The sequence below is a fragment of the Bifidobacterium sp. B4079 genome, assembly GCF_026537385.1.
GTDB classification, from domain to species: domain Bacteria; phylum Actinomycetota; class Actinomycetes; order Actinomycetales; family Bifidobacteriaceae; genus Bombiscardovia; species Bombiscardovia asteroides_I.
The window spans coordinates 21,295-42,787 of the sequence record NZ_JAFNMH010000001.1 but is presented as its reverse complement, the minus strand read 5'-3'; the positions used below and the strand labels follow the sequence as shown (position 1 = coordinate 42,787).

Sequence of the window (21,493 nt, the reverse complement as noted above, 5' to 3'; positions counted from 1 at the left end):
CCCCAAAGCAATACAACCAAGAGGTGGAGCCTTGGTCACATCATGGTGTGACCAAGGCTCCACCTCTCTATAGTGCACTATGAGTGCGGCATGCATACCCTACTGCAGGGCTGCAATCCGATCCACGATCGTCTGAGCGGCCTCATCAGCAGGAACAGCTTGCGCATCCGAGCCGTCGCGGTTGCGGATCTCAATAGTGCCGTTGGCGATGGTGTCGCGACCGGCAATAGCGACCAAGGGCACCCCAATCAGCTCTGCATCCTTGAACTTGACCCCGGGAGACACCTTGGGCCGGTCATCGTAGAGAACTTCAACGCCACGGTCCTCCAGGCCGGCAACCAGCTTCTCAGCAGCATCGAAGGCCTCCTGCTTCTTGCCGGTGGCCACCACATGAACCGCGGCAGGAGCTACAGCCTTGGGCCAGGCCAGACCTTTATCGTCGTGATGCATCTCGGCGATGCAGGCCAGCACGCGGGAGATGCCGATGCCGTAGCAGCCCATCCAGACCGGCACCGCTTTGCCGTTGCGGTCCAGGACCTTCAACCCCAGCGCGTCAGAGTATTTCAGTCCGAGCTGGAAGACCTGGCCTATCTCCACGCCACGCTCGAAGCTGAGCGGCCCTGATCCGTCAGGGCTCATGTCCCCGTGACGGACCTCGGCTGCCTCCACCACTCCGTCAGCTCGGAAGTCGCGCCCATAGACCGCATTGGCCAGATGCACGCCTTGGGCATCAGCCCCGGTCACCCAGACTGAGCCAGGGGCCACATGGGCGTCGAGGAAGTAGCGGATATGGGCTGCGGACTCGGTGTCCGAACGCTGAGGGCCCAGAACACGAGGACCAATGTATCCCTTGACCAGCTCGTGGTGAGCAGCCAAGTCAGCCTCACTGGCTTCCTCGATCTCGGCCGGGGCGAACTGGGCCTCCAGCCGCTTCATATCCACCTGACGGTCGCCCGGCAGGCCAACGGCCACCAGCTCCCGCCAGCCATCGGGATGGTCATCATCCGCAGGGTGATTGACGGCCACAATCAGGTTCTTCAGAGTATCGGCAGCGGTCCAGTCACGGCCGTCCTCACGAGGATGCAGCTGGTTGAACCGCTCCACCAGAGTGTCGATAGTAGTCGAGTCGGGAGTTTCCAGCTCCTGCATAACCGGGGTCTCAGCGTAGTCGACGGAATCGGGACGCGGTGTGGTCAGCGCCTCCACGTTCCATGCCTTCCCCGAGGGCGCCAGAGCAAAGGTGTCCTCGCCTATGGGCAGCGGAGCCAGGAATTCCTCGGACTCGGATCCCCCCATAGGCCCGGAAACCGCGTGGACGATCACGTAATTGACTCCCAGACGCTTGAAAATTCGCTCATAGGCGCCGCGCTCATCCTGGTAGGCCTTCTTCAGCCCCTCCTCGTCCACGGTGAAGGAATAAGCGTCCTTCATGATGAACTCGCGACCCCTGATCAGCCCGGCGCGGGGACGGAACTCGTCGCGGTACTTGGTCTGGATCTGGTAGAGAACAACCGGTAGGTCCTTGTATGAGGAGTACATGTCCTTGACCAAAAGGGTGAACATTTCCTCGTGGGTGGGAGCCAGCAAATAATCAGCGCCGTGCCTGTCCTGGAGGCGGAAGAGATTCTCGCCGTACTCCTCCCAGCGGTGGGTGGCCTCGTAGGGCTCGCGAGGCAGCAGGGCCGGGAAGTGGACTTCCTGGGCGCCAATGCCATTAATCTCCTCCCGGACCACAGCCTGGACCTTGTCAAGGACCTTCAGACCCAAGGGCAGCCAGGTGAAAATGCCAGGGGCCACCTTGCGGACGTATCCGGCCCGCTGCAGGAGTTTGGCCGAGTCCACATCGGCGTCGGCCGGATCCTCCCTGAGGGTCCGCAGAAAGAGGGTTGACATGCGCATGGCTTTGGTTCTCATACTTCCCAAAGATATGCGCGCAAAGGGACAAGCAGCCATTGAGGATGACCTATAATTATTCTCTTAAAGCGAGCCCAGAACCCTGCGGTTATGGGCGCTCTCACAGAGACGCACGCTATCGTTGCATACGACTACCCAACGATGTTGAGAAAAAATCATCCCCAAAAAACAATGCTTGCCCAGACGCAATCGTAAAGATGAAGCCACGAAATACACAGCATTGGCCGATTGCGGATAGGGCTCGTTGGAATCGGTATTATCAATCACGCCAATTACACATAGCCGTGGTGGCCACAGCCGAGAGGACGATCGGGGCCGATCATGACACCCGCGGATCTGGGAAGGCGCGCAGCGAAAGCCGGATTTGACTCGTATAATAATTTATTGTAAAAATAATTATTGAGAGAATTCCTCTCTTAGAGAATGGGCTCAATGGGAAGGAGGAACAATGAAGTTCTTCAAAATAATGAGACAACTTCTCGCTGCTGTCGCTGCGCTTGGTATGTTTGCAGCAGTTCCAGCAATAGTATATGCTGATGAGGCGGTGACGTTTTCGGGGACGAGGGTATTTGTCCCGTGCCAAGCCACTCGACATAACAACCAAGCAAAAATTACTTGTAAGAACTCGCCTCGATATGCCAGGGCAAAGATTGCCTGTAGATTATGGCCCGATCAATACACCGGTTGGATCAAGAACGGCACCAGCTATTCGGGTGGGTGTCCATTAGGTGTTAACGATGTTCCAAGCGGTAACCCTGTGAGTTTGGAGGTAGGAAACCCGTAAGACTACTCGGTTGGTTAAGCGGTTCTTTGCAAAAGAAGGACCGCTTCTCTTTTTTACAGTTTGGTTCAATAGTGACTTATAAAGTGTGCGTTTCCCTGTCGCATGTTTGTTTCTCATACGGACATAGACAGGTGCTATCCGATGTATCGTTGAGCTTCGGCAATGGCGTATACGGCCTGCTGGGTCCGAACGGTGCCGGCAAAACGACCCTTCTGAATATTGTAACCACCTTATCGCGACCTTCGACGGGCGATGTGAAGATTGCCGGGGCGCATGTGCTGACCAGCTCTGGACGACGTCGGGCCAGGAGCCGGATTGGCTATTTGCCGCAATCCTTCGAGCTGATGGATGCCTCCAGCCTCATGCGCAACGTGCGGTATGCCGCATGGGCGCGTGGTTTGTCCTGGAGTGCTTCCTGCGATGCAGCAGTGTGGGCCATGGAGCAGGTGGGATTGTCCGGGGAATCCCACCGCCCGGTGCGCAGCCTGTCCGGCGGCATGCGTCAACGGGTGGGCATCGCTTGTGCGATTGTTGCCCGTCCCGACGTGCTCGTCTTGGATGAGCCGACCGTTGGCCTCGACCCGGTGCAGCGCATTGAGGTACGTAGATTCCTCGACGCCTATGCGGACAGTCACACGGTGCTGGTAAGTACGCATTTGGTTGAGGACCTGGCCGCAATTGCCGACCGTGTACTGGTGCTCAATCATGGGCATCTGCTCCTGGACGGACACATGGATGATCTCGCAGCCTTGGCCAGTCCTGAGGACTCAATGGCATCGCCTTGGGAATCTGGTTATCGACAGCTTCTGACGGGGACTGGACACCTGCCATCCGACCAGGAAGGGGTCTCATGATGGTCCGGCTGCTCAATCCCCTATCGCCGATAAGCTCGCTGGTGTTCTTTCTGTCAATGATGGCATATCCGGCTGCATTATCGGTGCGCAACTACGGCGTCGGCCGACCAGACGCGTCCCTGCGGGTGTTGCCAAACGCCGCCTTGCAGCTTGACCTGACCTGGATGCATCTAGTGACGGATGTGATTGCCTGCATGTTTGGTGCGTGGAGTGCCTGGAAAGCATGCTCCCCGCGGTCCATGATTGCGCCGCCCTGGATCGGGGGGTCGGCCGTCCGCAGATACAGCGCACCTGTCCTCAAGGGCGCTGCATTGTGCTCCCTGGCCTATGTGGCGGGCTGTCTTCCCGCCATTGTCCAGACTCTGCAATCCACGGGCGGATCAGTTCCCTTGGGGGCCTTGCTCATGGGCATGGCAGTGCCGGCGGCAATGTTCGCCCTCGGTTATGCGCTCGGCGCCATCATGGGCAGCCGCTGGTCCATGGTGCCGGCCACACTCTTGCCTGCGATCCTGTGTTGGGGCAGCGTGGTACTGCTCATACCGCGCGTACCCAAGGGGGACGTGTTTCCCCGAATGTGGGGGTCGGCTCTATCCGTGGTGATGCCGGTGATGGACACGGGCATCGGTGCTGAGCCGGGGCTCAGGATTAATCCGTCAGCTGTGGCAATGCGCTGGATTTTAGTCGCGGTAGTGCTGGCCGCATCCACTGGGGCATGCATACTGACGGCACACCGGTGGCGGCGCAGCCTGTCATGGATAGTCGCCCCATTGGTGGTGCTTCTGCTTGTTCCGACTGCTGCCGGGGGCCTGGTCGCCATGTCCAGCCTGGCAGAATGGCGCCGATCCGTTCCGTTCACCCCTGTGTGCAAAAGCATAGACGGTGTGCCGCTGTCAGTGTGCGCCCACCCGGATGATGATGCCCAGCTGAGACGCTACATGCGGTATATGCAGTCGGTCGCCTCATGGTTCCCCAAGGACAGCGTGGAGGGCAGATCGGGTCTTGTGCTTTTGCTGGGCAACGCCTTTACGCCCACAACCCACGGCCAGGCATGGAATCTCACCGGCCAAGGCCTGGCCGAACTGCGACAGTTGGGCGGCAAGAAGATACAGGTGATGACCGACACAGTCACCGAACGCACTGGACGATACAGCGACCTAGCTGATGTCACGAAGGCCATCGTGAAGGAATTCATTCATGCCGACTGCGCGGCTACGGCACTTAAAAACGTGTATAAACAACGGACGTTGGATGGCGGTGCCAGCGTGTCCGCCTTCGTGCTGGAGCAGCTGCCCCAGCGCATGAGAGAGACCGCCTACGAGTCCCTGGGCGGGGGAAGCGCAATCTCTGGGTTGGGAAGCGCCCGAGGCCCTGCCGCCGATCTGCTCAACGACGCTACGAATGAAGACTTCCATGCCTATGTGCGTCGTAACCTCTCTGACATCGAACGCTGCACCGTCACGCCGTCCGATGTCATCGATGGTCTGGGGAAGAACCACTGATGGGTGGCCGGCATCGACATGGTTCCATGAAAGGCGGAATCTCGGTCGGATGGTTGGCTGGGCGCCGCCCATGGGCGGCCTTGGCATTCGTCGTGCTGGCTGCGGCCGTGCCCTTCCTGCTTGCTTCCGCCTCCACGTCAGCTACCGGCGGGAAGATCTATGCCCGGCCAGCCTATTACGGATACGTCTGCGTTCCCGATCCACATGCAGCGGTATTCAACGGCGCCGTGCACACCCAATGCCCACAAGGCAAAAGCGCCGTACCCAGTATCGTACCCATGGCCGAGCTGGCCTACGCGGCGTTCAGCGCATGCGCCTTGGTCATGCTTGCCCCGCTCATGCCCACATGGGAGCGCCTGAACCTGGCGCGCGTCCGTTGGCGAGCCCTGGCCGCCGGGACAGGCGTGCTGATGCTGCCGTTTCTTCTCAACCTCCTCCTTACCATACCCAGCTCCCGCGGCGACTCGGCCAGTGCACAGTCGCTGCTCAGGCTGGCTGTCTGCAACGGCCTAGTCGACGCATCTTCGGTCATGCTCGGCATCGCATTACTGGGTCGTTTCTACGGGCTTGGACTGGGCGCAGGGCTGGCAGTGATTAATATCGCCAGCCAAAGTATGCAAGTAGGCATGGGAATGTCGCTCCGTCTATACCCCGAGGACGTTAGACCACCCGTTCCTGGACAGGGTACTTGGCCGGCGATTGCCACGGTCTTGACGGTCTTCGCCGTCATACTCTGGACGGTCACCGGAGGCCGGGGAATGATTATGGACAAGAAATAAAGAGTCGGCACGACTCCTTGTGAGAGGTGTGAGATCCTGAGGGCCTTAACAGCGCAGGAGCTTGTCCGGATCCACCCAGCAATCAACCGGACCTGCGTATATGACCCGCATAACCGAAACAAAAGCCAGACAGCACATACAGGAAAGGTTGGTAAATCTGCAGCCTGACATCTGGCATCTATCTAGCTCTATCCCTCCTCCATAAGGACAGCCAAGATATGATAGTTGTACGAACAGGTTTTCTGATTTACTAGGATAAGGCGGGCACCTATGTCTTCAGAGCCGGGTGTGACCATCCAGACCTTTACCAACCTCGACGCAGAGCACTTGACGCTCCTCCTGGAGGCCGATCCCTCAGAACGGATAATTCGTGACGTTTTCACCCATTCCCGCGCCTATGAAATCCATACGGGACAAGCTCTGACCGGTGTCATGCTGCTTGTCAGACCAAACACAGATACCATGGAAATTGCCGATATCAGCGTGGACCGCGCTTATCGCAGACAGGGGCTTGGAAGTAGATTAATAGACCGAGCCAAGATGGAGACTGTCAGGCTGGGCCTGAGAAGACTGGAAGTCGGCACCGGATCCACCAGTTTTGGGGCCCTTTGTTTCTACCAGACATGCGGGTTTCGCATGGACCGCATTGAACGGAATTATTTTGTAAATCGCTACGTGCATCCCATTGTCGAGAACGGAATCACCCTTAGAGACATGGTTCGCCTGTCATGGCGTCTCGAACTACCCAAATAACCATACCGGGCCAAGACCAATAAGGACGACCCATCAGAAAAGCTGGTCCTGGCTGAATTCGTCTTCTGGTTCCTGACCGACGGCCCGCTTGGTGAAGGACTCAGAACCCTCATCCTTCAGACGGGCACAAGCCGCCCTGGACTCGGCCCTCAAACCAGTATCCAGAACGACGGCATCGGGAGAGACCAGGAAGGCGTGCTCATTGATGCCCGTCAGGTAGAGCCCATCCAGACTTTCCACACGGGAGAGGGCCACGTAGCCCATCCCTGGCGCGAAGGTCCGTCTCAGGTCCATGACTGCCCTGTCCAAGGTCATCCCCTGGGACTTGTGGATAGTGATCCCCCATGCGCAGCGAAGGGGAACCTGATTGACGGCGGCCAAGACCGTATCCCCATCCATAGTCTCCCAGGCGGCCGGCTTCATAGTGACCAGATTGCCATTCTGGAAGGAGACAATCGGCCATCCTCCCTTGGCCGAGCTGGTGAATCCGCTGACTGTGCCTATGGAGCCGTTGACGTATTGATGATCCTGGTCGTTGCGCAGAGCCATGACCGCCGCTCCGGTCTTCAGGGCCAGATCCTCGGGGGCCAGCATGTTCTTCTTCAGCCGCTCAACCAGCCTTGTCTCGCCCCGGGATGTGGCCTGGTAATGGTGGGCCTCTTCGTCGATGGAGGCCAGGCGCTGGTCATTCAGCGTGTCGGCCTGCTTGTTGACCGGGAAGAGGTGGACTGCGACCTGTCCAGGAGCAGGCACTGCGCCGACTCGGGCAGCCAGGACCTCATGGTCCTCCTGGGTGACGCCGCCCTCCCTGATATCAGTCAGGACGGTCAACAGCTGACCATCGTCCTGGCGATGCTGCTCAGTCAGATAACAAATGACGGGGTCCAGTTCCCGCCAGACCAGTGATTCGGTAACGAACCCGTCCGGATCCTCGCCAACCTGAGCATAGCGTTCCCGGGCAGCCTGGAATTCAGAGCTGGGCAGTATCCCTGCAGCTCGGTTGGACCGGGACACCGGCGGCAGCTGGAAGAAATCCCCGGAAAGGACCACTTGGATCCCTCCGAAAGGCTCGGGGCTGTGGCGAACAGCCCGGCAGACCTGGTCCACCATGTCGAAGAGCCAGGCGTGCATCATGGAGACCTCGTCGATGACCAGGATGTCGGTGCCTTCAATCTGCCTGCGACGACGGGTCTTGATCCGCTTCAAGAGCGATTCCGTCATACAGGTGGCGATTCCCACACCGCTCCAGGAGTGGATAGTCTGGCCGTTGATGTGCGTAGCGGCAATTCCGGTCGAGGCTGTCACCGCCACAACCGCTCCGGCCTGCCGGGCCTGGTGGACGAACTCGTTGAGCACAAAAGTCTTGCCTGACCCTGGGGCACCTGTGATGAAGGCATTGGCCCCCGCACTCAATATGGTCAAGGCTTCGGATTGCTGCATGCCTCCATGGTGCCACGTCAGAGGTACATGGCCACGCCTGTCAGTAGTCGGTCTTCTCAGGCTTATTGGCATCCTCGACAGGATTGCCGGACTCTTCGTAATGGCGCAGAAGACTGGTCTGCTCGATCTGTTCCGCTCCGGCCTTGGACTGGGCCTGATCAGGTCCGGGGGCAGGAACAAAGAACATGGAGCGGTAGTATCGCAGTTCGTCCATGGACTCGATGATGTCGGCCAGGGCCCTGTGACCGCCATGCTTGGCCGGCTTGTTCTTGTAGACGTCCGGGTACCAGCGGCGCGACAGCTCCTTGAGGGTGCTCACGTCAATGACCCGGTAGTGCAGAAGATTCATCAAGTCGGGCATGTACCTGTCAAGGAACTTCTTATCAGAACCCACCGAGTTGCCTGCCAGATGAGCCTTGCCGTTCTTGGGCAAGAAGGGCTTGACGTACTCGATCACCTGACGCTGGGCATCCTCCAGGTCAAGGCCGGTCTTCATCTCCTCGATCAGGCCGGAGGAGGTATGCATCTTCCTGACGAAATCCCCCATATGGTCCAGGGCCGCCTGGGAGGGCTTGATGACCAGATCGATGCCCTTGTCCAGGACCTTCATGTTGAAGTCGGTGGGAACCACGGAGACCTCGCACAGCTCGTCATGGAAGATATCCAGACCGGTCATCTCGCAGTCTATCCAGATCATGCGGGATTCCTCCGCAGTGAAGGTCAGTTCATTCTTATCGCTCATCTGTATGCCTTTCAGATCCGGGTTGCTGCCCGGGTCGATCCTTCCGCCGCCTTGGGCGGAACGTTACAAAATACCGCCAGCACGTGACCGGCGGAGTGTTCGCCAGCACAACCGACCGGACCATGACTGACTTGAGATAAGCAATCGGCGCAGGTCATGATGAGACCCTGCGCCGATCACCTGCCTATGTAGACTCAGTTGTGGAAACCTGAGTAGTTGGGAGCCTCCTTGGTCATGACGATGTCATGGGGATGTGATTCACGCAGACCAGCATCGGTGATCCGAATGAACCTGCCCTTGCGCTGCAGCTCGGGGATGGTGCGGGCACCGGTGTAGAACATGGTCTGATGCAGTCCGCCGACCAGCTCGTAGAGCACATAGTTGAGCGGACCGCGATAGGGCACCTCGCCCTCGACACCTTCTGGCACCACTTTGTCGGAGCTTGTCACGTCGGCCTGGAAGTAGCGGTCCTTGGAGTAGCTCTTCTTGCCGCGCGGGGCCATAGCGCCGAGCGATCCCATACCCCGATAGACCTTGTACTGCTTGCCATGCAGGAGGACCTTCTCGCCAGGGGCTTCCTCGGTGCCTGCCAGCAGACCCCCCAGCATGACCGAATCGGCTCCCGCCACGACGGCCTTGGCAATGTCTCCCGAGTAATGGATTCCGCCATCGGCCACCAGAGGGATGCCGGCAGGACGGCAGGCCAGCGCGGCATCGTAGACGGCAGTCAGCTGGGGCACGCCCACGCCAGCAACCACGCGAGTGGTGCAGATGGAGCCGGGGCCCACGCCGACCTTGACCGCGTCAACACCAGCATCGATCAGAGCCTGGGCACCTTCGCGGGTGGCCACGTTGCCGCCGATCACATCTACATGGTCGAAGGCATGATCAGCCTTGATCCTGCGAATCATGTCCAGCATGAGCTTGGCATGACCATGCGCGGTGTCCACGACCAGAACGTCAACCCCGGCATCGGCCAGAGCAGTGATGCGCTGCCAGGCATCACCGAAGAAACCGACGGCCGCAGCCACACGCAACCGGCCACGCTCGTCCTTGGTCGCCTCGGGGTACTGCTCGGTCTTGACGAAGTCCTTGACGGTGATCAGCCCGGTCAGCTTGCCCTCGTCATCAACCAGGGGAAGCTTCTCCACCTTGTACTTGGCCAGAAGTTGGTGGGCATCTTCCTTGGTGATGTCGGACGGACCGGTGATCAGATGGTCCTTGGTCATAATGTCGCTGACCTTAAGCCGGTCGAAGTCAGCAGGATTGACAAAACGCATATCGCGGTTGGTGATGATGCCCACCAGCCGCTGCCGACGATCCACCACGGGCAGACCGGAGACCTTGTAGGTGGAGCAAAGCTTGTCCAAGTCAGTCAGTGTGGCATCTGGAGTGACGGTCAGGGGGTCGGAGATCATGCCGGACTCGGACCGCTTGACGATGTCGACCTGATTGGCCTGATCTTCGATGCTGAGATTGCGGTGGAGGACGCCGATGCCGCCGTTGCGGGCCATAGCCACGGCCATGGTAGCCTCGGTGACCGTGTCCATGGCAGCCGAGAGGACCGGGGACTTCATGGTGATGTTCCGAGTCAGCCGGGTGGTGGTATCCACCTCGGAGGGAATGACATCGGATTCGTTGGGCAGCAGGAGGACGTCATCATAGGCCAGACCAATTTTCTGGAAGGCGTCGGGCAGTTGAGTGTAGGAGGAGGGTTCGCTTTGTGGGTTTTCCTTAGCCATAGCACCATGCTACAAGTGCTTCTTGACCGTTAACGGTACCGTGTTCGTACTATTTCATCCAGTAAATTAATCGCCCTCATTTTTATCATGGCGGCTCTTGCGATGCCAGGGCGGTCTGGCCGCATGCTGCGAGCCTTGGGCAACGAGAAGTGCGTTCTCGCGCCTGATTTCGGGAAGTCGACGACGGTAGTAAGGGTAGAGGGTGGCGAAGGTCAGCAGTATGGCGGCCAGGACCAGACCAATCAGGACATATCGCAGACGGAAGAATAGAATAAAGAGCGAGCCGAAGGCGATCAGTGCGGCCCAGCCCCAGAGAATAAGGACCGCGGAACGAACCGTGTGACCTATGCGCAACATACGATGGTGCAGGTGCATGCGGTCGGGGTGCATGGGTGATTGCCCGTGGCTGAGCCTTCGGATGATGGCCAGGCACATGTCCAGAACAGGCAGGAAAAGCACCAGGATAGGCAGAAGAATGGGCATGAATGCCGGCAGATAGATGCTGGCATGAATAGTTGCCGGATCCAGTCGGCCGGTGACCACGATGGAGGCGCAGGTAATCAGGTATCCCAGCAGCATGGATCCTGAGTCTCCCATGAAAAGCTTGGCTGGATGCCAGTTGTGCAGGAGGAATCCCACGCAAATGCCCACCATGGCCACGTCGATCAGGGTGGCCAAAGAGGCGTAGTCGGGCGAGATGCGGGCGATGATATAGGAGTAGATGGCGAAGGCGATGCCCCCGATGGCCACGATGCCTGCAGCCAGGCCGTCCAGTCCATCCACAAAGTTGACCGCATTGATGGAGGCCACGATCAGGAATGCCGTTATGGCCATGGACAGGCTGGGCGATGCCGCCACCAAGGATCCCAGAGGGAGGGAGATGATCTGGATACCGCCCCAGGAGACGAAGACCGAAATCAGCAGCTGGCCGGCCAGCTTAAGCATCCAGTCCAGGTCCCAAAGATCGTCGGCTATGCCCAGCAGGCAGATGGCTACGGCCCCGGCCAGGATAACCCAAGCCTGATGCCCGGACTGGAAGAGGCCCGTGATGAATGGGATGCGGGAGGCAAAGCACATGGCTACGGCAAATCCGATCAGCATGCCCAAGCCGCCCATCCGAGGGGTGGGCACCTTATGTACGTCGCGAGCGCGGACCACGCCTACGGCGCCAACCCGGATGGCGAGATGACGAATCATGGGCATGACCAGCCAGGTGGCCCCGCCAGCGATGGCAGCAATGAACAAATATACCCTCACTGGCCCTCCCCTCCGCTGGACCGGCCCGACAGAAGAGCACGGACCCGGGCCTCGCCGATTACGCCCTGCCGCAACACATGCATCCCATCAGGATCAGTTTTGTCGGCTTCCACCACTGTGCTGGCCACTGAGCCAGGGGTCGGTCCCCCGTCCAAGTAAAGGTCGACGCTATCACCCAGCTCGGCTCTGGCCTGCTGGACGGTCTCCACGCTGGGATTGCCCGATCGGTTGGCGCTGGAAGCGGCCAAAGGTCCGGTCACCTGCAGGAGCGCCCGACAAATAGGGGAATCGGGTACTCTGACGGCCTGGGTGGAACCATCGGGCTCCATTCGAGGGGTGCGCAGAGGGCAGGATTGCCCCACTTGGGCAATAGGCGAAAAAGGACCCGGCAACAAGGCGTCAGCCAGGCGATCAAGAGGGGCAGGCAGGCTAAGATCCAACCGGTCCATGGCCTCGACCCCATCCAGCAACACCTGAATGGACTTGGTTCTGGGACGATGCTTGGCCTGGAAGAGCCTATCGATGGCCGCATCATTGCATGGATCACAGACGATGCCATAGACCGTGTCGGTAGGAATGACCGCCAGCCCTCCGGCAGCCACCACCTGGGCCAGCAACTGCGGCGACCGGCTGTCATAGGTCATCACCCGGCTCATACCCTGCATCACGACCTCTCGGTTCGACATGTTCATGTGACCAGCTACTAATCTATCCCAGGACCAAGGCAGGTCGCCAGGATGCATGGACTGGCCGTCGGGCTGTCAGGTAGCGGTCTCGACCAGCCAGGTCCTGATGAGTGCGTGCCTGAACAAATCCCCGCTCCAGTGCAGCAGCAACCATGGCCGGCCCCTGGGAGGCATCATGCTCCATGACCAGCAGACCACCGGGGGCCAGCAAAACCATGGCCTTGTCCAGAATGCGGCAGGGCAAAAGACACCCGTCAGGTGAACCACCATAGAGGGCCGGGTCAGGATCCCAGTCACGCACCTCGGGTTGGCTAGGAATCGCATCCATGGGGACGTAGGGAGGGTTGCTGATGACCAGATCCACCTTGGCATCCAGATCAGACAGGGTGGCGGGGTCCGTGGCATCAGCCAGCAGCAGCTGATAATCGGACCCAGACTCCCGGATGGCAGCCTCCTGATCGGTGGCGTTCAGCGCACCCCACCGATATGCCTCCTTGTCCACTTCCACGGCCTTGACCTGCGATCCTGGAACCTCGATAGCCAAGGACAGGCCGATGGCCCCGCTGCCAGAACACAGGTCTACTGCCAGTGGATGATTCACTCCGGTCAAGGCCTCCACTCCCGCCTGGACCACCGTTTCGGTCTCAGGACGTGGGATAAAGACCCCCGGCCCCAGGCGAAGATCCAAATAACGGAAGTAGGCGTGGCCAAGAATGTACTGCAGGGGTTCACGTCCGGCTCGCCGCTGCAGATAGGACTGATAACGGTCCAGGGTCGCCCTCCGAAAACCATCAGCCTGTCTGCGCCCGCCTTCATCCGTCAGCAGTTCCTCAGCAGTCCGTTTCAAAAGCAGAGCCTGATCCAGCTGGTGCAGATCGCACCCAAGGGCATCGGCCAGCAGCAGCCTGGCATCATTGAGCGGGGTAGGCACGCCGGCCTGGGCCAGCAGGCGATGGCCGCTATCAACCAGCCCAGCCAGACTGGTCCCATGCCTCTGTTGATTCACCCCTGCGAAGCCATTCTGCGGGCCTCGTCGGCCTGAATATCAGAGTCGATAACGGCCTGCAGGTCGCCGTCCAACACCTGTTCCAGGTTATAGGCCTTGTAGCCGGTGCGGTGATCCACGATCCGGCTCTCGGGGAAATTGTAGGTCCTGATACGCTCAGACCGATCCAGAGAACGGACCTGGGAATGACGCATGTCGGCGGCTTGGGCGGCCTCCTCCTCATGCTTCATGGCCAGCAGACGCGACTTGAGCACCCGTAGGGCAGCCTGACGATTCTGTATCTGGGATTTCTCATCCTGCATGGAGACCACAATGCCGGTGGGAATATGGGTCATGCGCACAGCGGAGTATGTGGTGTTGACGGACTGTCCTCCTGGTCCGGAGCTCATGAAGATGTCAATCTTGAGGTCCTTGGGGTCAATCTCGATCTCATTGTCGTCTTCGTCAGCCTCGGGAAAGACAATGACTCCAGCGGCTGAAGTCTGAATGCGACCCTGAGACTCGGTGACGGGGATGCGTTGGACCCGATGAACGCCGCCCTCATACTTGAGCGAGGCCCAGACGCCGTCTGCAGGAGCCACCTGACCGCGAGCACGAATGGCCATCTGGGCATCCTTGACCCCGCCCAGCTGAGTTCGGTTCTCACTCATGATTTCGATGGTCCAACCGCGTTTTTCGGCATAACGCACATACATGCGCATCAGATCGCCAGCGAAGAGGGCCGCCTCCTCGCCGCCGCTGCCAGCCTTGATCTCCATGATCGTATCGCGGCCGTCATCTGGGTCACGCGGAATAAGAGCGGTGCGCAGGGTCTGCTCCAGATCCGGTATGCGGTCTGCCACAGCCTTAGCCTCTTCGGCAAAGCCAGGATCCTCCCGTGCCATCTGTTCGGCCGCCTGGCTGTCTTCCAAGGCGCCTTGATAAGCCTGGTAGGCAGCAACAATGGGAGCGAGCTCGGCGTGTCTGCGGCCCAATTTGCGGATCTGCACCGGGTCTGAAGCCGTTTCGGGCTGACTCATCTGCTTTTCCAGGCGACCGTACTCCTCGACGGCAGCCACCGCCGCCGGAAACTGCTCCTCGCTCATCTGCACTCTTCCCGTTCGCTCATCCGCATGGTTTAAGTCATAAAAAACGCCAGTCCCCACCGGGCATAGCAGAGCGACCCGGAAGGGACTGGCGTTGGAAGTGCTACTTGGTCCTCTTGCCGTAACGGGCTTCGAACCGAGCCACGCGACCACCGGTGTCCAGAATCTTCTGCTTGCCGGTGTAGAAGGGGTGGCAGTGCGAGCAGACATCAACCGTCATATGATCGCCGGGAGCGGTCGAACGGGTGATGAAGGTATTGCCGCACGAGCACGTGACCTCAACGGGATGATAATCGGGATGAATTCCCTGCTTCATGGTTACTCCTAGATCCAAGGGCCCCGGGTCGACCGCCCCTGTGGCGGACGTGAACCGGCAACCGCGTAATAGTCTAGCGCATCCCCGGGAGAACACGATCCCCTTGCGCCACACGCCGAATCCGCCAACCGGGGTGGCCGGTCGGGCTTCCTTTAGAATCGAACAGTCGGACCGAACGGCCCGGCAAGCCAACACAGGAGGGCAGCAATGCAGCAGGAAGTGGCGTTCGTTACAGGGGCGGCTCAGGGGATCGGCGAGGCTATTGCCCGCCGTCTGGCCAAGGACGGGTTCGCCGTGGCTGTAGCGGATATGAATACAGACAAGGCCCAGTCAGTGGCCGACTCCATCAACCAATCAGACGGACGGGCCGTGGCCGTCACCCTGGACGTGACCGACCGTGTCCAGGTGCGTTCCGCCGTTGAGAAGACCGCAACCACGTTGGGCGACTTCAACGTGATCGTCAACAACGCTGGTCTCGGACCGACCACCCCCATCGAGTCCATCACTCCAGAGCTGTTTGACAAGGTCTACCACGTCAACGTGGCAGGAACCATCTGGGGGATGCAGGCCGCCGTTCAGGCCTTCCGCGACCGGGACCACGGGGGCAAAATCATCAACGCCACCAGCCAGGCAGGCGTGGTGGGCAACCCCAACCTGATGCTCTATTCCTCCACCAAGTTCGCCATCCGCGGCCTGACTCAGGTGGCGGCGCGTGATCTGGCCAAGGAGGGCATCACCGCCAACGCCTATGCCCCCGGCATTGTCAAGACGCCCATGATGATGGACATCGCTCATCAGGTGGGGGTCAACGCCGGCAAGGATGACGAGTGGGGCATGTCCACCTTCTCGGACGGCATCGCCTTGGGACGGCTTTCCGAGCCGGAGGACGTGGCCAATGCCGTAGCCTTCCTGGCCGGGCACGACTCTGACTACATCACCGGCCAGACCCTGATCGTGGACGGCGGTATGCAATTCCAGTGAGCCTCCCGCCAGGATTCGCCCACATATGATGGACCCTCGCTGATCGGTTCTGCCCGACGGCGAGAGTCCATGATCATTCAGGCGTTGAAGACGTACTTGTCCAGACGATCCATGGCCTCCTGGACACGGCTCAAAGGCAGGGCCAGGTTCATGCGGATGGCGCAGGGAGCCTTGAACTGCCGCCCGTCCTGGACGGCCACGCCTACATCCCAGGCACGCTTCAGCAGCCGATCCAGGCTCAGACCATGATTCTTGCACCATTGCGTGCAATCGAGGAAGAGCATGTAGGTGCCTTGGGGCTTGGAGAGCTCGACTCCCTTGAAATGCTGCCGGATGTAATCGAAGGCATAGTCCACATTCCCGGTCAGAACCTGTCGGAGTTCGTCCACCCACTCCTGGCCCTGGGGCTTGTAGGCCCCGATCAGGGCATGCATGGACAGAACGTTCATGTCGTTGTAGTGGGCCTTGGACCCCTTGGCCACAATCCTGTCGCGCAGATACTTGTTGTAGATGATGTGGTAGGAGCCGACCAGCCCGGCCAGGTTGAAGGTCTTGCTGGGCGCATAGAAGGCTGCCGTCCTGTTGCGGGCATCCTCGCTGACCGACTGGGTGGGAATGTGCTTGTGGCCCGACAGGGTCAGGTCTGACCAGATTTCGTCGGAGATGACCACGCAGTCGTTGTCCTTATATACTTCCATGGCCTTCTCGATCTCCCACTTCTCCCAGACGCGGCCACAGGGGTTGTGTGGGCTGCAGAAGACCGCCACATGGATGTTGTTCTCCTTGAGCTTGCGGTCCATGTCCTCGAAGTCCATCCGCCAGACGCCCTGCTCGTCCTTCTTCAGCGGGCTGTGCACGATGTGGTAGCCGTTGTTCTCGATGCAGGACGTGAAGCCGACATAGGTCGGGCTGTGGAGCAATACTGCATCGCCAGGCGCAGCAAAAGCGGTCAACGTGGAGACCACTCCGCCCAGGACCCCGTTCTCATAGCCGATGTCCTCGGCCATCAGGCCCTCCACGCCATTGCGGGTGCGCTGCCAGTTGATGATGGCATTGTAGTACTCCTCAGTAGGGCTGAAGTAGCCAAATGCCGGGTGCTTGGCGCGCTCGATGATGGCCTCGGGGATAGTAGGTGCCGTCGGGAAGTTCATATCCGCCACCCACATGGGGATGACATCGAAGCCTTCCTTGGGAGGTTCGGGGGCAAATCCAGGCTCGGCACCCAGCCCGTCAACCGCAATGGCGTCCCTGCCGTGCCTATCCATAATGCTGGTGAAATCGTATGCCATAGTCAACCTCTCATCCCGTGCAGACGCGCTCGCAGCGATCTTCTGTCAGTCTACTGCTGTGGGCTGGATCCGAGTGTCCGCGGCCAATAGCAAAGCAACGATGGTACTATCTGCCTTGAACCAGCTGATGGGGGGTGACCAGAATGGGAGATTCGAAGCCCGTTTCGCCGGCCCTGCGTCCTTTCATCCCGCTAGTGGACTTCCTAGGTGAGATTCTTGGGCCCAACACGGAAGTGGTTCTTCAAAGCGTCAAGGATTTCTCGCATTCGGTTGTGGCCATCGCCAACGGCCACTTGAGCGGACGCACCATAGGCAGCCCCGCCACCGACCTAGTCCTGCGCATCTGGCAGAACCACGAATACGAACAGCGCGACTACCTGACCCATTACACCGGCTATACCATCCAGGGACACCCCATGGTCTCTTCTACTTTCTTTCTGCGAGATGCGAGAGGACGGGTGATCGGCTTTCTCTGCATCAACTTTGACAATTCCGCCTTCCGGCAGGCCAGTCAGCAGCTCAGACAGGCAAGCGCTTATCTGGATGCCCTGGGGCTGACCGGTCCTGCCGCGGAGCTGAAGGACAGGGGGGCCGCGTCAGAGAAATCGGATGCTCAAGTTGGCCGCGCCCAGCCGACTTCGGGCGCTGTCCGACTGAACGACAAAACCGTGGGCGACCAATCGACCCGTGAGGTGCTCTCGGTGAATACAAACGAACTGGTAACGCATAATATCGCCGACTTCGCCGCTGAGCTGGAAGTCCCTCCGGCGAGGATGAACCGGCAGGAACGACTGCAGCTGATCACACGGCTTGAAGGCTCGGGGGTCTTTTTGATCAAGGGCGCAGTGGACACGGTTGCCCAGGCTCTCGAGGTCTCCTCCGCCAGCATCTACCGTTATTTGCATACCATACGCAATGCTGGCGCAGGCCCCGATCAGAGCAGATCGGCGCGCCAGGTCCAGCGTTGACACACCCCTGTCAGGGTGTATCATTAGGAGCAGATATACGGGGGACGTATACACGAGAGATCTACAGGGGCTGAGTTGATTGCAGCTCCAGAGGAGATGTATATGCGTATAGTTTCCTGGCATATGTTGACGGCTCCAACTCGAGCGCGTCCCGTACTCTTTTCTATTCTCTATTCACATACTTAGCGGTTCTGCGGAATCGTTTCCGGATCAGTGCGACACGCTTAAGCCCAGGTTGTGTATGCATATCAGCCTGCTGGCACTGAAGGATGGATGTCCATTCACAAGTGCTCCATGATCCGATTTGAAAACGCGCCTAGCTCTTTTCCCCCGGCTTTCATGTGAAGCCGTACTATTGCATCGGTGAATCGTGGATGCTAGAGCTAGGCGACGAGAGGACGGCCCCGACAAGATTCGGGGCTTGTCCTTCTCCTAAGACTATCAAGAAAGTTCGGGATACAAAACCCTCGAGCTGCAAAGACAAGCATCTGAAGACACCAGATTGTCATTGGACGAAGAAAAACGTCATGGCCTGGATTCGGCCGTTGACGCAACCCCCTGGAACCCGACCGGTTTCGGGGGGTTGCTTGGTGGTGGGGCCTCAGGGGCTTGAACCCTGGACCGAACGATTATGAGTCGTTTGCTCTAACCGACTGAGCTAAGGCCCCAAGCCGACAAGCAGCTGTTCCATCCTAGCAAATGCCAGGACTCATACCGCCTCCCGGTTGTGTCGGACTGCGACTGCGCCAGCCCTCAGATACCTGATCGGGCGACATGCAAATCATGCCCGGAAGCCAGGCGATCCAAGGCTCCGGTCCTGACAATGGCCTTGAAGAGCAGCCAGCTGACCAGTCCAGCGAAGAACAGACCGCTGATGATCTCGCATGCCGTGCCGACCAGCCCGCGGGGGCTGAGGAAGGCGACGCCCTGGTAATAGAAGGCCAAGAGGAAGGCGTTGTAGACCAGAGCGATCAGCAGTCCGCCCAACAGAGTGGTTCCCAGGCTCCAGCGCCGATAGCGAAAGATACCGAAAGCAAGCTCGGCGCAAAGGGCCTCCAAGAGGGCCTGCACGAAAATCATGGGCCCAGTGTAGGCGTTGCCTGGCAGGATCTCCACCAGTACGCTGATGATCCCCACGTAGACCGCGGCCCCGGGTTTGCGGATTATCAGCAGAGACAGCGTGCAAGGAAAGTAGAAAATGCCGTGCAAAAGGGCTGCCATGCCCGGCAGAAGAGCGGTCATCAGCGGAAATATCCAGGAGGCCAGCAGACTGGCGGCCCAGTAGATCAGTCCGGCAACCGCGCCCAGACCAGCGCCAACAGCGATATCCAGCGGCTTCCAAGCAAGGGCATGGCCCGCACGCTGTGCTCTTTTGTCTCCAACGCTTGTTCGCGTCGTCATAGTCAACTCCGATCCGCCGGCACATCGACCGGTCTTCCTGATTCATGCACACAGCAAAACGCCCGGTCGTGCTGCAGACAGGCCGGATCGCAGCGTTCCTTGACCTGCGCATGCCGGGCGGGAACGTCCACTCAAGGCTACCCCGACTGTGAGCGCGGGACCAGGGTCTGGCCATAGATCCTGCCTATAGGCGGCCATACGTCTGCCTGGCCCTGCCTATCAGCCCGGCGCATAAGTCAGAAGTTCCCACTACCATGAATACAGTTTGCATTGGCTTTTCATGGTTCTGTGAGGTAGCTTCTTGGCCGAATTCATTTATCAGATGATCAAGGCGCGCAAGTCCTTCGGCGACCGCGTCATCCTCGACGACGTGACCCTGAGTTTCCTGCCCGGCGCCAAGATTGGCGTGGTGGGCCCCAACGGCATGGGCAAGTCCACCCTGCTGCGGATCATGGCCGGCCTGGACACGGTCAGCAACGGCGAGGCTCAGCTCACCCCCGGCTATACGGTAGGCATCCTGCAGCAGGAACCGCCTCTGGACGAGAACAAGACCGTGGGCGAGAACATTCGCATGGCCTTCGGCGACATCATGAGCAAGGTGGACCGCTTCAACCAGATCGGCGAGCAGATGGCCGACCCCAACGCTGATTACGACGCTCTCATGACCGAGATGGGCCAGCTTCAGGAGCAAATTGATGCCGCCAACGGCTGGGACCTTGACTCCCAGCTGGACCAGGCCATGGATGCTCTGCAGTGCCCCGACCCGGACACCCCGGTCTCGGTCATCTCGGGAGGCGAACGCCGCCGGGTGGCTTTATGCCGGCTGTTGCTGGAAGCCCCCGATCTACTGCTGCTCGACGAGCCCACCAACCACTTGGACGCCGAATCCATCCTCTGGCTGGAACAGTATCTGCACACCTACAAGGGCGCCGTCCTAGCCGTGACCCACGACCGGTACTTCCTTGACAATGTGGCCGAATGGATCTGCGAGGTGGACCGTGGCCACCTCTACCCTTACCAGGGCAACTACTCCACCTATTTGGAGACCAAAGCCAAGCGTCTAGAAGTCCAAGGACAGAAGGATGCCAAGCTGGCCAAGCGGCTCAATACCGAACTGGAGTGGGTCCGCTCCTCCCCCAAAGCCCGGCAGGCCAAGAACAAAGCCCGCCTGGAGCGCTACGAGCAGATGGAGAACGAGGCCCGGAACAACAAGAAGCTGGACTTCTCCGAGATCCAGATTCCGCCGGGTCCTCGTCTGGGCTCCAAGGTGCTGGAGGCTGAGCACATCCACAAGGCCTTTGGCGACCGTGTCCTGATCGACGATCTGAGCTTCACTCTGCCTCGAAACGGCATTGTGGGCGTCATCGGCCCCAATGGAGTGGGCAAGTCCACGCTCTTCAAGACCATCGTGGGACTGGAGCCGCTGACATCGGGCTCCTTGGAGGTCGGCGACACGGTCAAGATTTCCTACGTGGATCAGAACCGCGAGGGCATCGACCCCAACAAGAACCTCTGGGAGGTAGTCTCCGGGGGGCTGGACTTCATCGAGGTCGGAGGCGTTGAGGTGCCCACCCGCGCCTACGTAGCCTCCTTCGGCTTCAAGGGCTCGGATCAGCAGAAGCCGGCCGGAGTCCTTTCCGGCGGAGAGCGCAACAGGCTGAATCTGGCACTCACCCTCAAGCAGGGCGGCAACCTTCTCCTGCTGGACGAGCCCACCAACGATCTGGACGTGGAGACCCTGGAAAGTCTGGAAAACGCCCTGCTGGCCTTTCCCGGCTGCGCTGTGGTCATCTCCCACGACCGCTGGTTCTTGGACCGTATCGCCACCCATATCCTGGCCTGGGAGGGCACGGACGAGAATCCGGCCTCCTGGTATTGGTTCGAGGGCAACTTCCAGGCCTACCAGGAGAACAAGGTCAAGCGTCTGGGCGAGGAGGCCTCCAGGCCCCACCGCATCCACCGCAAGCTGACTCGCTGAACGAAATACGCCACTGGGA

At 59.6% G+C, this 21,493-nt stretch carries 19 protein-coding genes and 1 tRNA gene; 8 read left to right on the top strand and 12 right to left on the bottom strand.

Annotated features, from left to right (window positions below):
• Window positions 1–99 precede the first annotated feature (99 nt).
• The gene (locus J3T95_RS00200; RefSeq protein WP_267449990.1) at window positions 100–1,914 is read right to left on the bottom strand and encodes a proline--tRNA ligase; all 1,815 of its coding nucleotides are present in this window, start codon (window positions 1,912–1,914) and stop codon (window positions 100–102) included.
• 448 nt (window positions 1,915–2,362) lie between these two features.
• Here J3T95_RS00200 and J3T95_RS00195 point away from each other — a divergent pair, with 448 nt between their 5' ends.
• The 5 genes from J3T95_RS00195 to J3T95_RS00175 all read left to right on the top strand — a co-directional run bounded on the left by J3T95_RS00195 (window position 2,363) and on the right by J3T95_RS00175 (window position 6,583).
• The gene (locus tag J3T95_RS00195; protein ID WP_267449989.1) at window positions 2,363–2,698 is read left to right on the top strand and encodes a hypothetical protein; all 336 of its coding nucleotides are present in this window, start codon (window positions 2,363–2,365) and stop codon (window positions 2,696–2,698) included.
• A 68-nt stretch (window positions 2,699–2,766) separates the two neighbouring features.
• Window positions 2,767–3,552 carry an ABC transporter ATP-binding protein gene (locus J3T95_RS00190; protein ID WP_267450547.1) on the top strand — a complete coding sequence of 262 codons (786 nt, stop codon included), beginning with the start codon at window positions 2,767–2,769 and terminating at the stop codon, window positions 3,550–3,552.
• Between the two features lie 239 nt (window positions 3,553–3,791).
• The gene (locus J3T95_RS00185; protein ID WP_220236172.1) at window positions 3,792–5,051 is read left to right on the top strand and encodes a hypothetical protein; all 1,260 of its coding nucleotides are present in this window, start codon (window positions 3,792–3,794) and stop codon (window positions 5,049–5,051) included.
• A 26-nt stretch (window positions 5,052–5,077) separates the two neighbouring features.
• Window positions 5,078–5,830 carry a hypothetical protein gene (locus J3T95_RS00180; protein ID WP_267449988.1) on the top strand — a complete coding sequence of 251 codons (753 nt, stop codon included), beginning with the start codon at window positions 5,078–5,080 and terminating at the stop codon, window positions 5,828–5,830.
• Window positions 5,831–6,100: 270 nt separating this feature from the next.
• Window positions 6,101–6,583 carry a GNAT family N-acetyltransferase gene (locus J3T95_RS00175; protein ID WP_267449987.1) on the top strand — a complete coding sequence of 161 codons (483 nt, stop codon included), beginning with the start codon at window positions 6,101–6,103 and terminating at the stop codon, window positions 6,581–6,583.
• Window positions 6,584–6,616: 33 nt separating this feature from the next.
• Here J3T95_RS00175 and J3T95_RS00170 read toward each other — a convergent pair whose 3' ends face one another.
• From J3T95_RS00170 to rpmE, 8 genes are all read right to left on the bottom strand, one after another.
• On the bottom strand, window positions 6,617–8,023 hold the full coding sequence (locus tag J3T95_RS00170) for a PIF1 family DEAD/DEAH box helicase (RefSeq protein ID WP_267449986.1): 1,407 nt from the start codon (window positions 8,021–8,023) through the stop codon (window positions 6,617–6,619).
• A 40-nt stretch (window positions 8,024–8,063) separates the two neighbouring features.
• Window positions 8,064–8,765, bottom strand: a complete 702-nt coding sequence (gene orn / locus J3T95_RS00165) for an oligoribonuclease (RefSeq protein ID WP_220236176.1) — start codon at window positions 8,763–8,765, stop codon at window positions 8,064–8,066.
• A gap of 194 nt (window positions 8,766–8,959) precedes the next feature.
• On the bottom strand, window positions 8,960–10,507 hold the full coding sequence (guaB, locus tag J3T95_RS00160; protein ID WP_220236177.1) for an IMP dehydrogenase: 1,548 nt from the start codon (window positions 10,505–10,507) through the stop codon (window positions 8,960–8,962).
• Between the two features lie 66 nt (window positions 10,508–10,573).
• Window positions 10,574–11,764, bottom strand: coding sequence for an MraY family glycosyltransferase (locus J3T95_RS00155; RefSeq protein ID WP_267449985.1), 1,191 nt, complete (start codon window positions 11,762–11,764; stop codon window positions 10,574–10,576).
• A complete protein-coding gene (locus J3T95_RS00150) occupies window positions 11,761–12,408 on the bottom strand; it encodes an L-threonylcarbamoyladenylate synthase (RefSeq protein WP_267449984.1) in 648 nt (215 codons plus the stop codon). Before J3T95_RS00150 ends, J3T95_RS00155 begins: the two co-directional genes overlap by 4 nt.
• Before the next feature lie 64 nt (window positions 12,409–12,472).
• A complete protein-coding gene (gene prmC, locus J3T95_RS00145) occupies window positions 12,473–13,456 on the bottom strand; it encodes a peptide chain release factor N(5)-glutamine methyltransferase (RefSeq protein WP_220236179.1) in 984 nt (327 codons plus the stop codon).
• Window positions 13,453–14,541 (bottom strand): peptide chain release factor 1, encoded by a 1,089-nt coding sequence (gene prfA, locus J3T95_RS00140; RefSeq protein WP_267399543.1) that lies wholly within the window; start codon window positions 14,539–14,541, stop codon window positions 13,453–13,455. Before prfA ends, prmC begins: the two co-directional genes overlap by 4 nt.
• A 103-nt stretch (window positions 14,542–14,644) precedes the next feature.
• Window positions 14,645–14,857 carry a 50S ribosomal protein L31 gene (gene rpmE, locus J3T95_RS00135; RefSeq protein WP_015022244.1) on the bottom strand — a complete coding sequence of 71 codons (213 nt, stop codon included), beginning with the start codon at window positions 14,855–14,857 and terminating at the stop codon, window positions 14,645–14,647.
• A 207-nt stretch (window positions 14,858–15,064) separates the two neighbouring features.
• On the opposite strand from rpmE, the gene J3T95_RS00130 reads away from it, so the two are divergent.
• On the top strand, window positions 15,065–15,838 hold the full coding sequence (locus J3T95_RS00130) for a (S)-acetoin forming diacetyl reductase (RefSeq protein WP_267449983.1): 774 nt from the start codon (window positions 15,065–15,067) through the stop codon (window positions 15,836–15,838).
• Between the two features lie 77 nt (window positions 15,839–15,915).
• Here J3T95_RS00130 and J3T95_RS00125 read toward each other — a convergent pair whose 3' ends face one another.
• The gene (locus tag J3T95_RS00125) at window positions 15,916–17,127 is read right to left on the bottom strand and encodes a MalY/PatB family protein (protein ID WP_220236182.1); all 1,212 of its coding nucleotides are present in this window, start codon (window positions 17,125–17,127) and stop codon (window positions 15,916–15,918) included.
• Window positions 17,128–17,270: 143 nt separating this feature from the next.
• Here J3T95_RS00125 and J3T95_RS00120 point away from each other — a divergent pair, with 143 nt between their 5' ends.
• Window positions 17,271–18,095: a helix-turn-helix transcriptional regulator gene (locus J3T95_RS00120; protein ID WP_220236183.1), complete on the top strand. Its 825-nt coding sequence runs from the start codon at window positions 17,271–17,273 to the stop codon at window positions 18,093–18,095.
• Window positions 18,096–18,686: 591 nt separating this feature from the next.
• Here the strand turns inward: J3T95_RS00120 and J3T95_RS00115 are convergent.
• Window positions 18,687–18,763 (bottom strand) — tRNA-Ile (locus J3T95_RS00115).
• Window positions 18,764–18,848: 85 nt separating this feature from the next.
• Window positions 18,849–19,496, bottom strand: coding sequence for an ECF transporter S component (locus tag J3T95_RS00110; RefSeq protein WP_267430209.1), 648 nt, complete (start codon window positions 19,494–19,496; stop codon window positions 18,849–18,851).
• Between the two features lie 301 nt (window positions 19,497–19,797).
• On the opposite strand from J3T95_RS00110, the gene ettA reads away from it, so the two are divergent.
• The gene (ettA, locus tag J3T95_RS00105; protein ID WP_220236185.1) at window positions 19,798–21,474 is read left to right on the top strand and encodes an energy-dependent translational throttle protein EttA; all 1,677 of its coding nucleotides are present in this window, start codon (window positions 19,798–19,800) and stop codon (window positions 21,472–21,474) included.
• Window positions 21,475–21,493 lie beyond the last annotated feature (19 nt).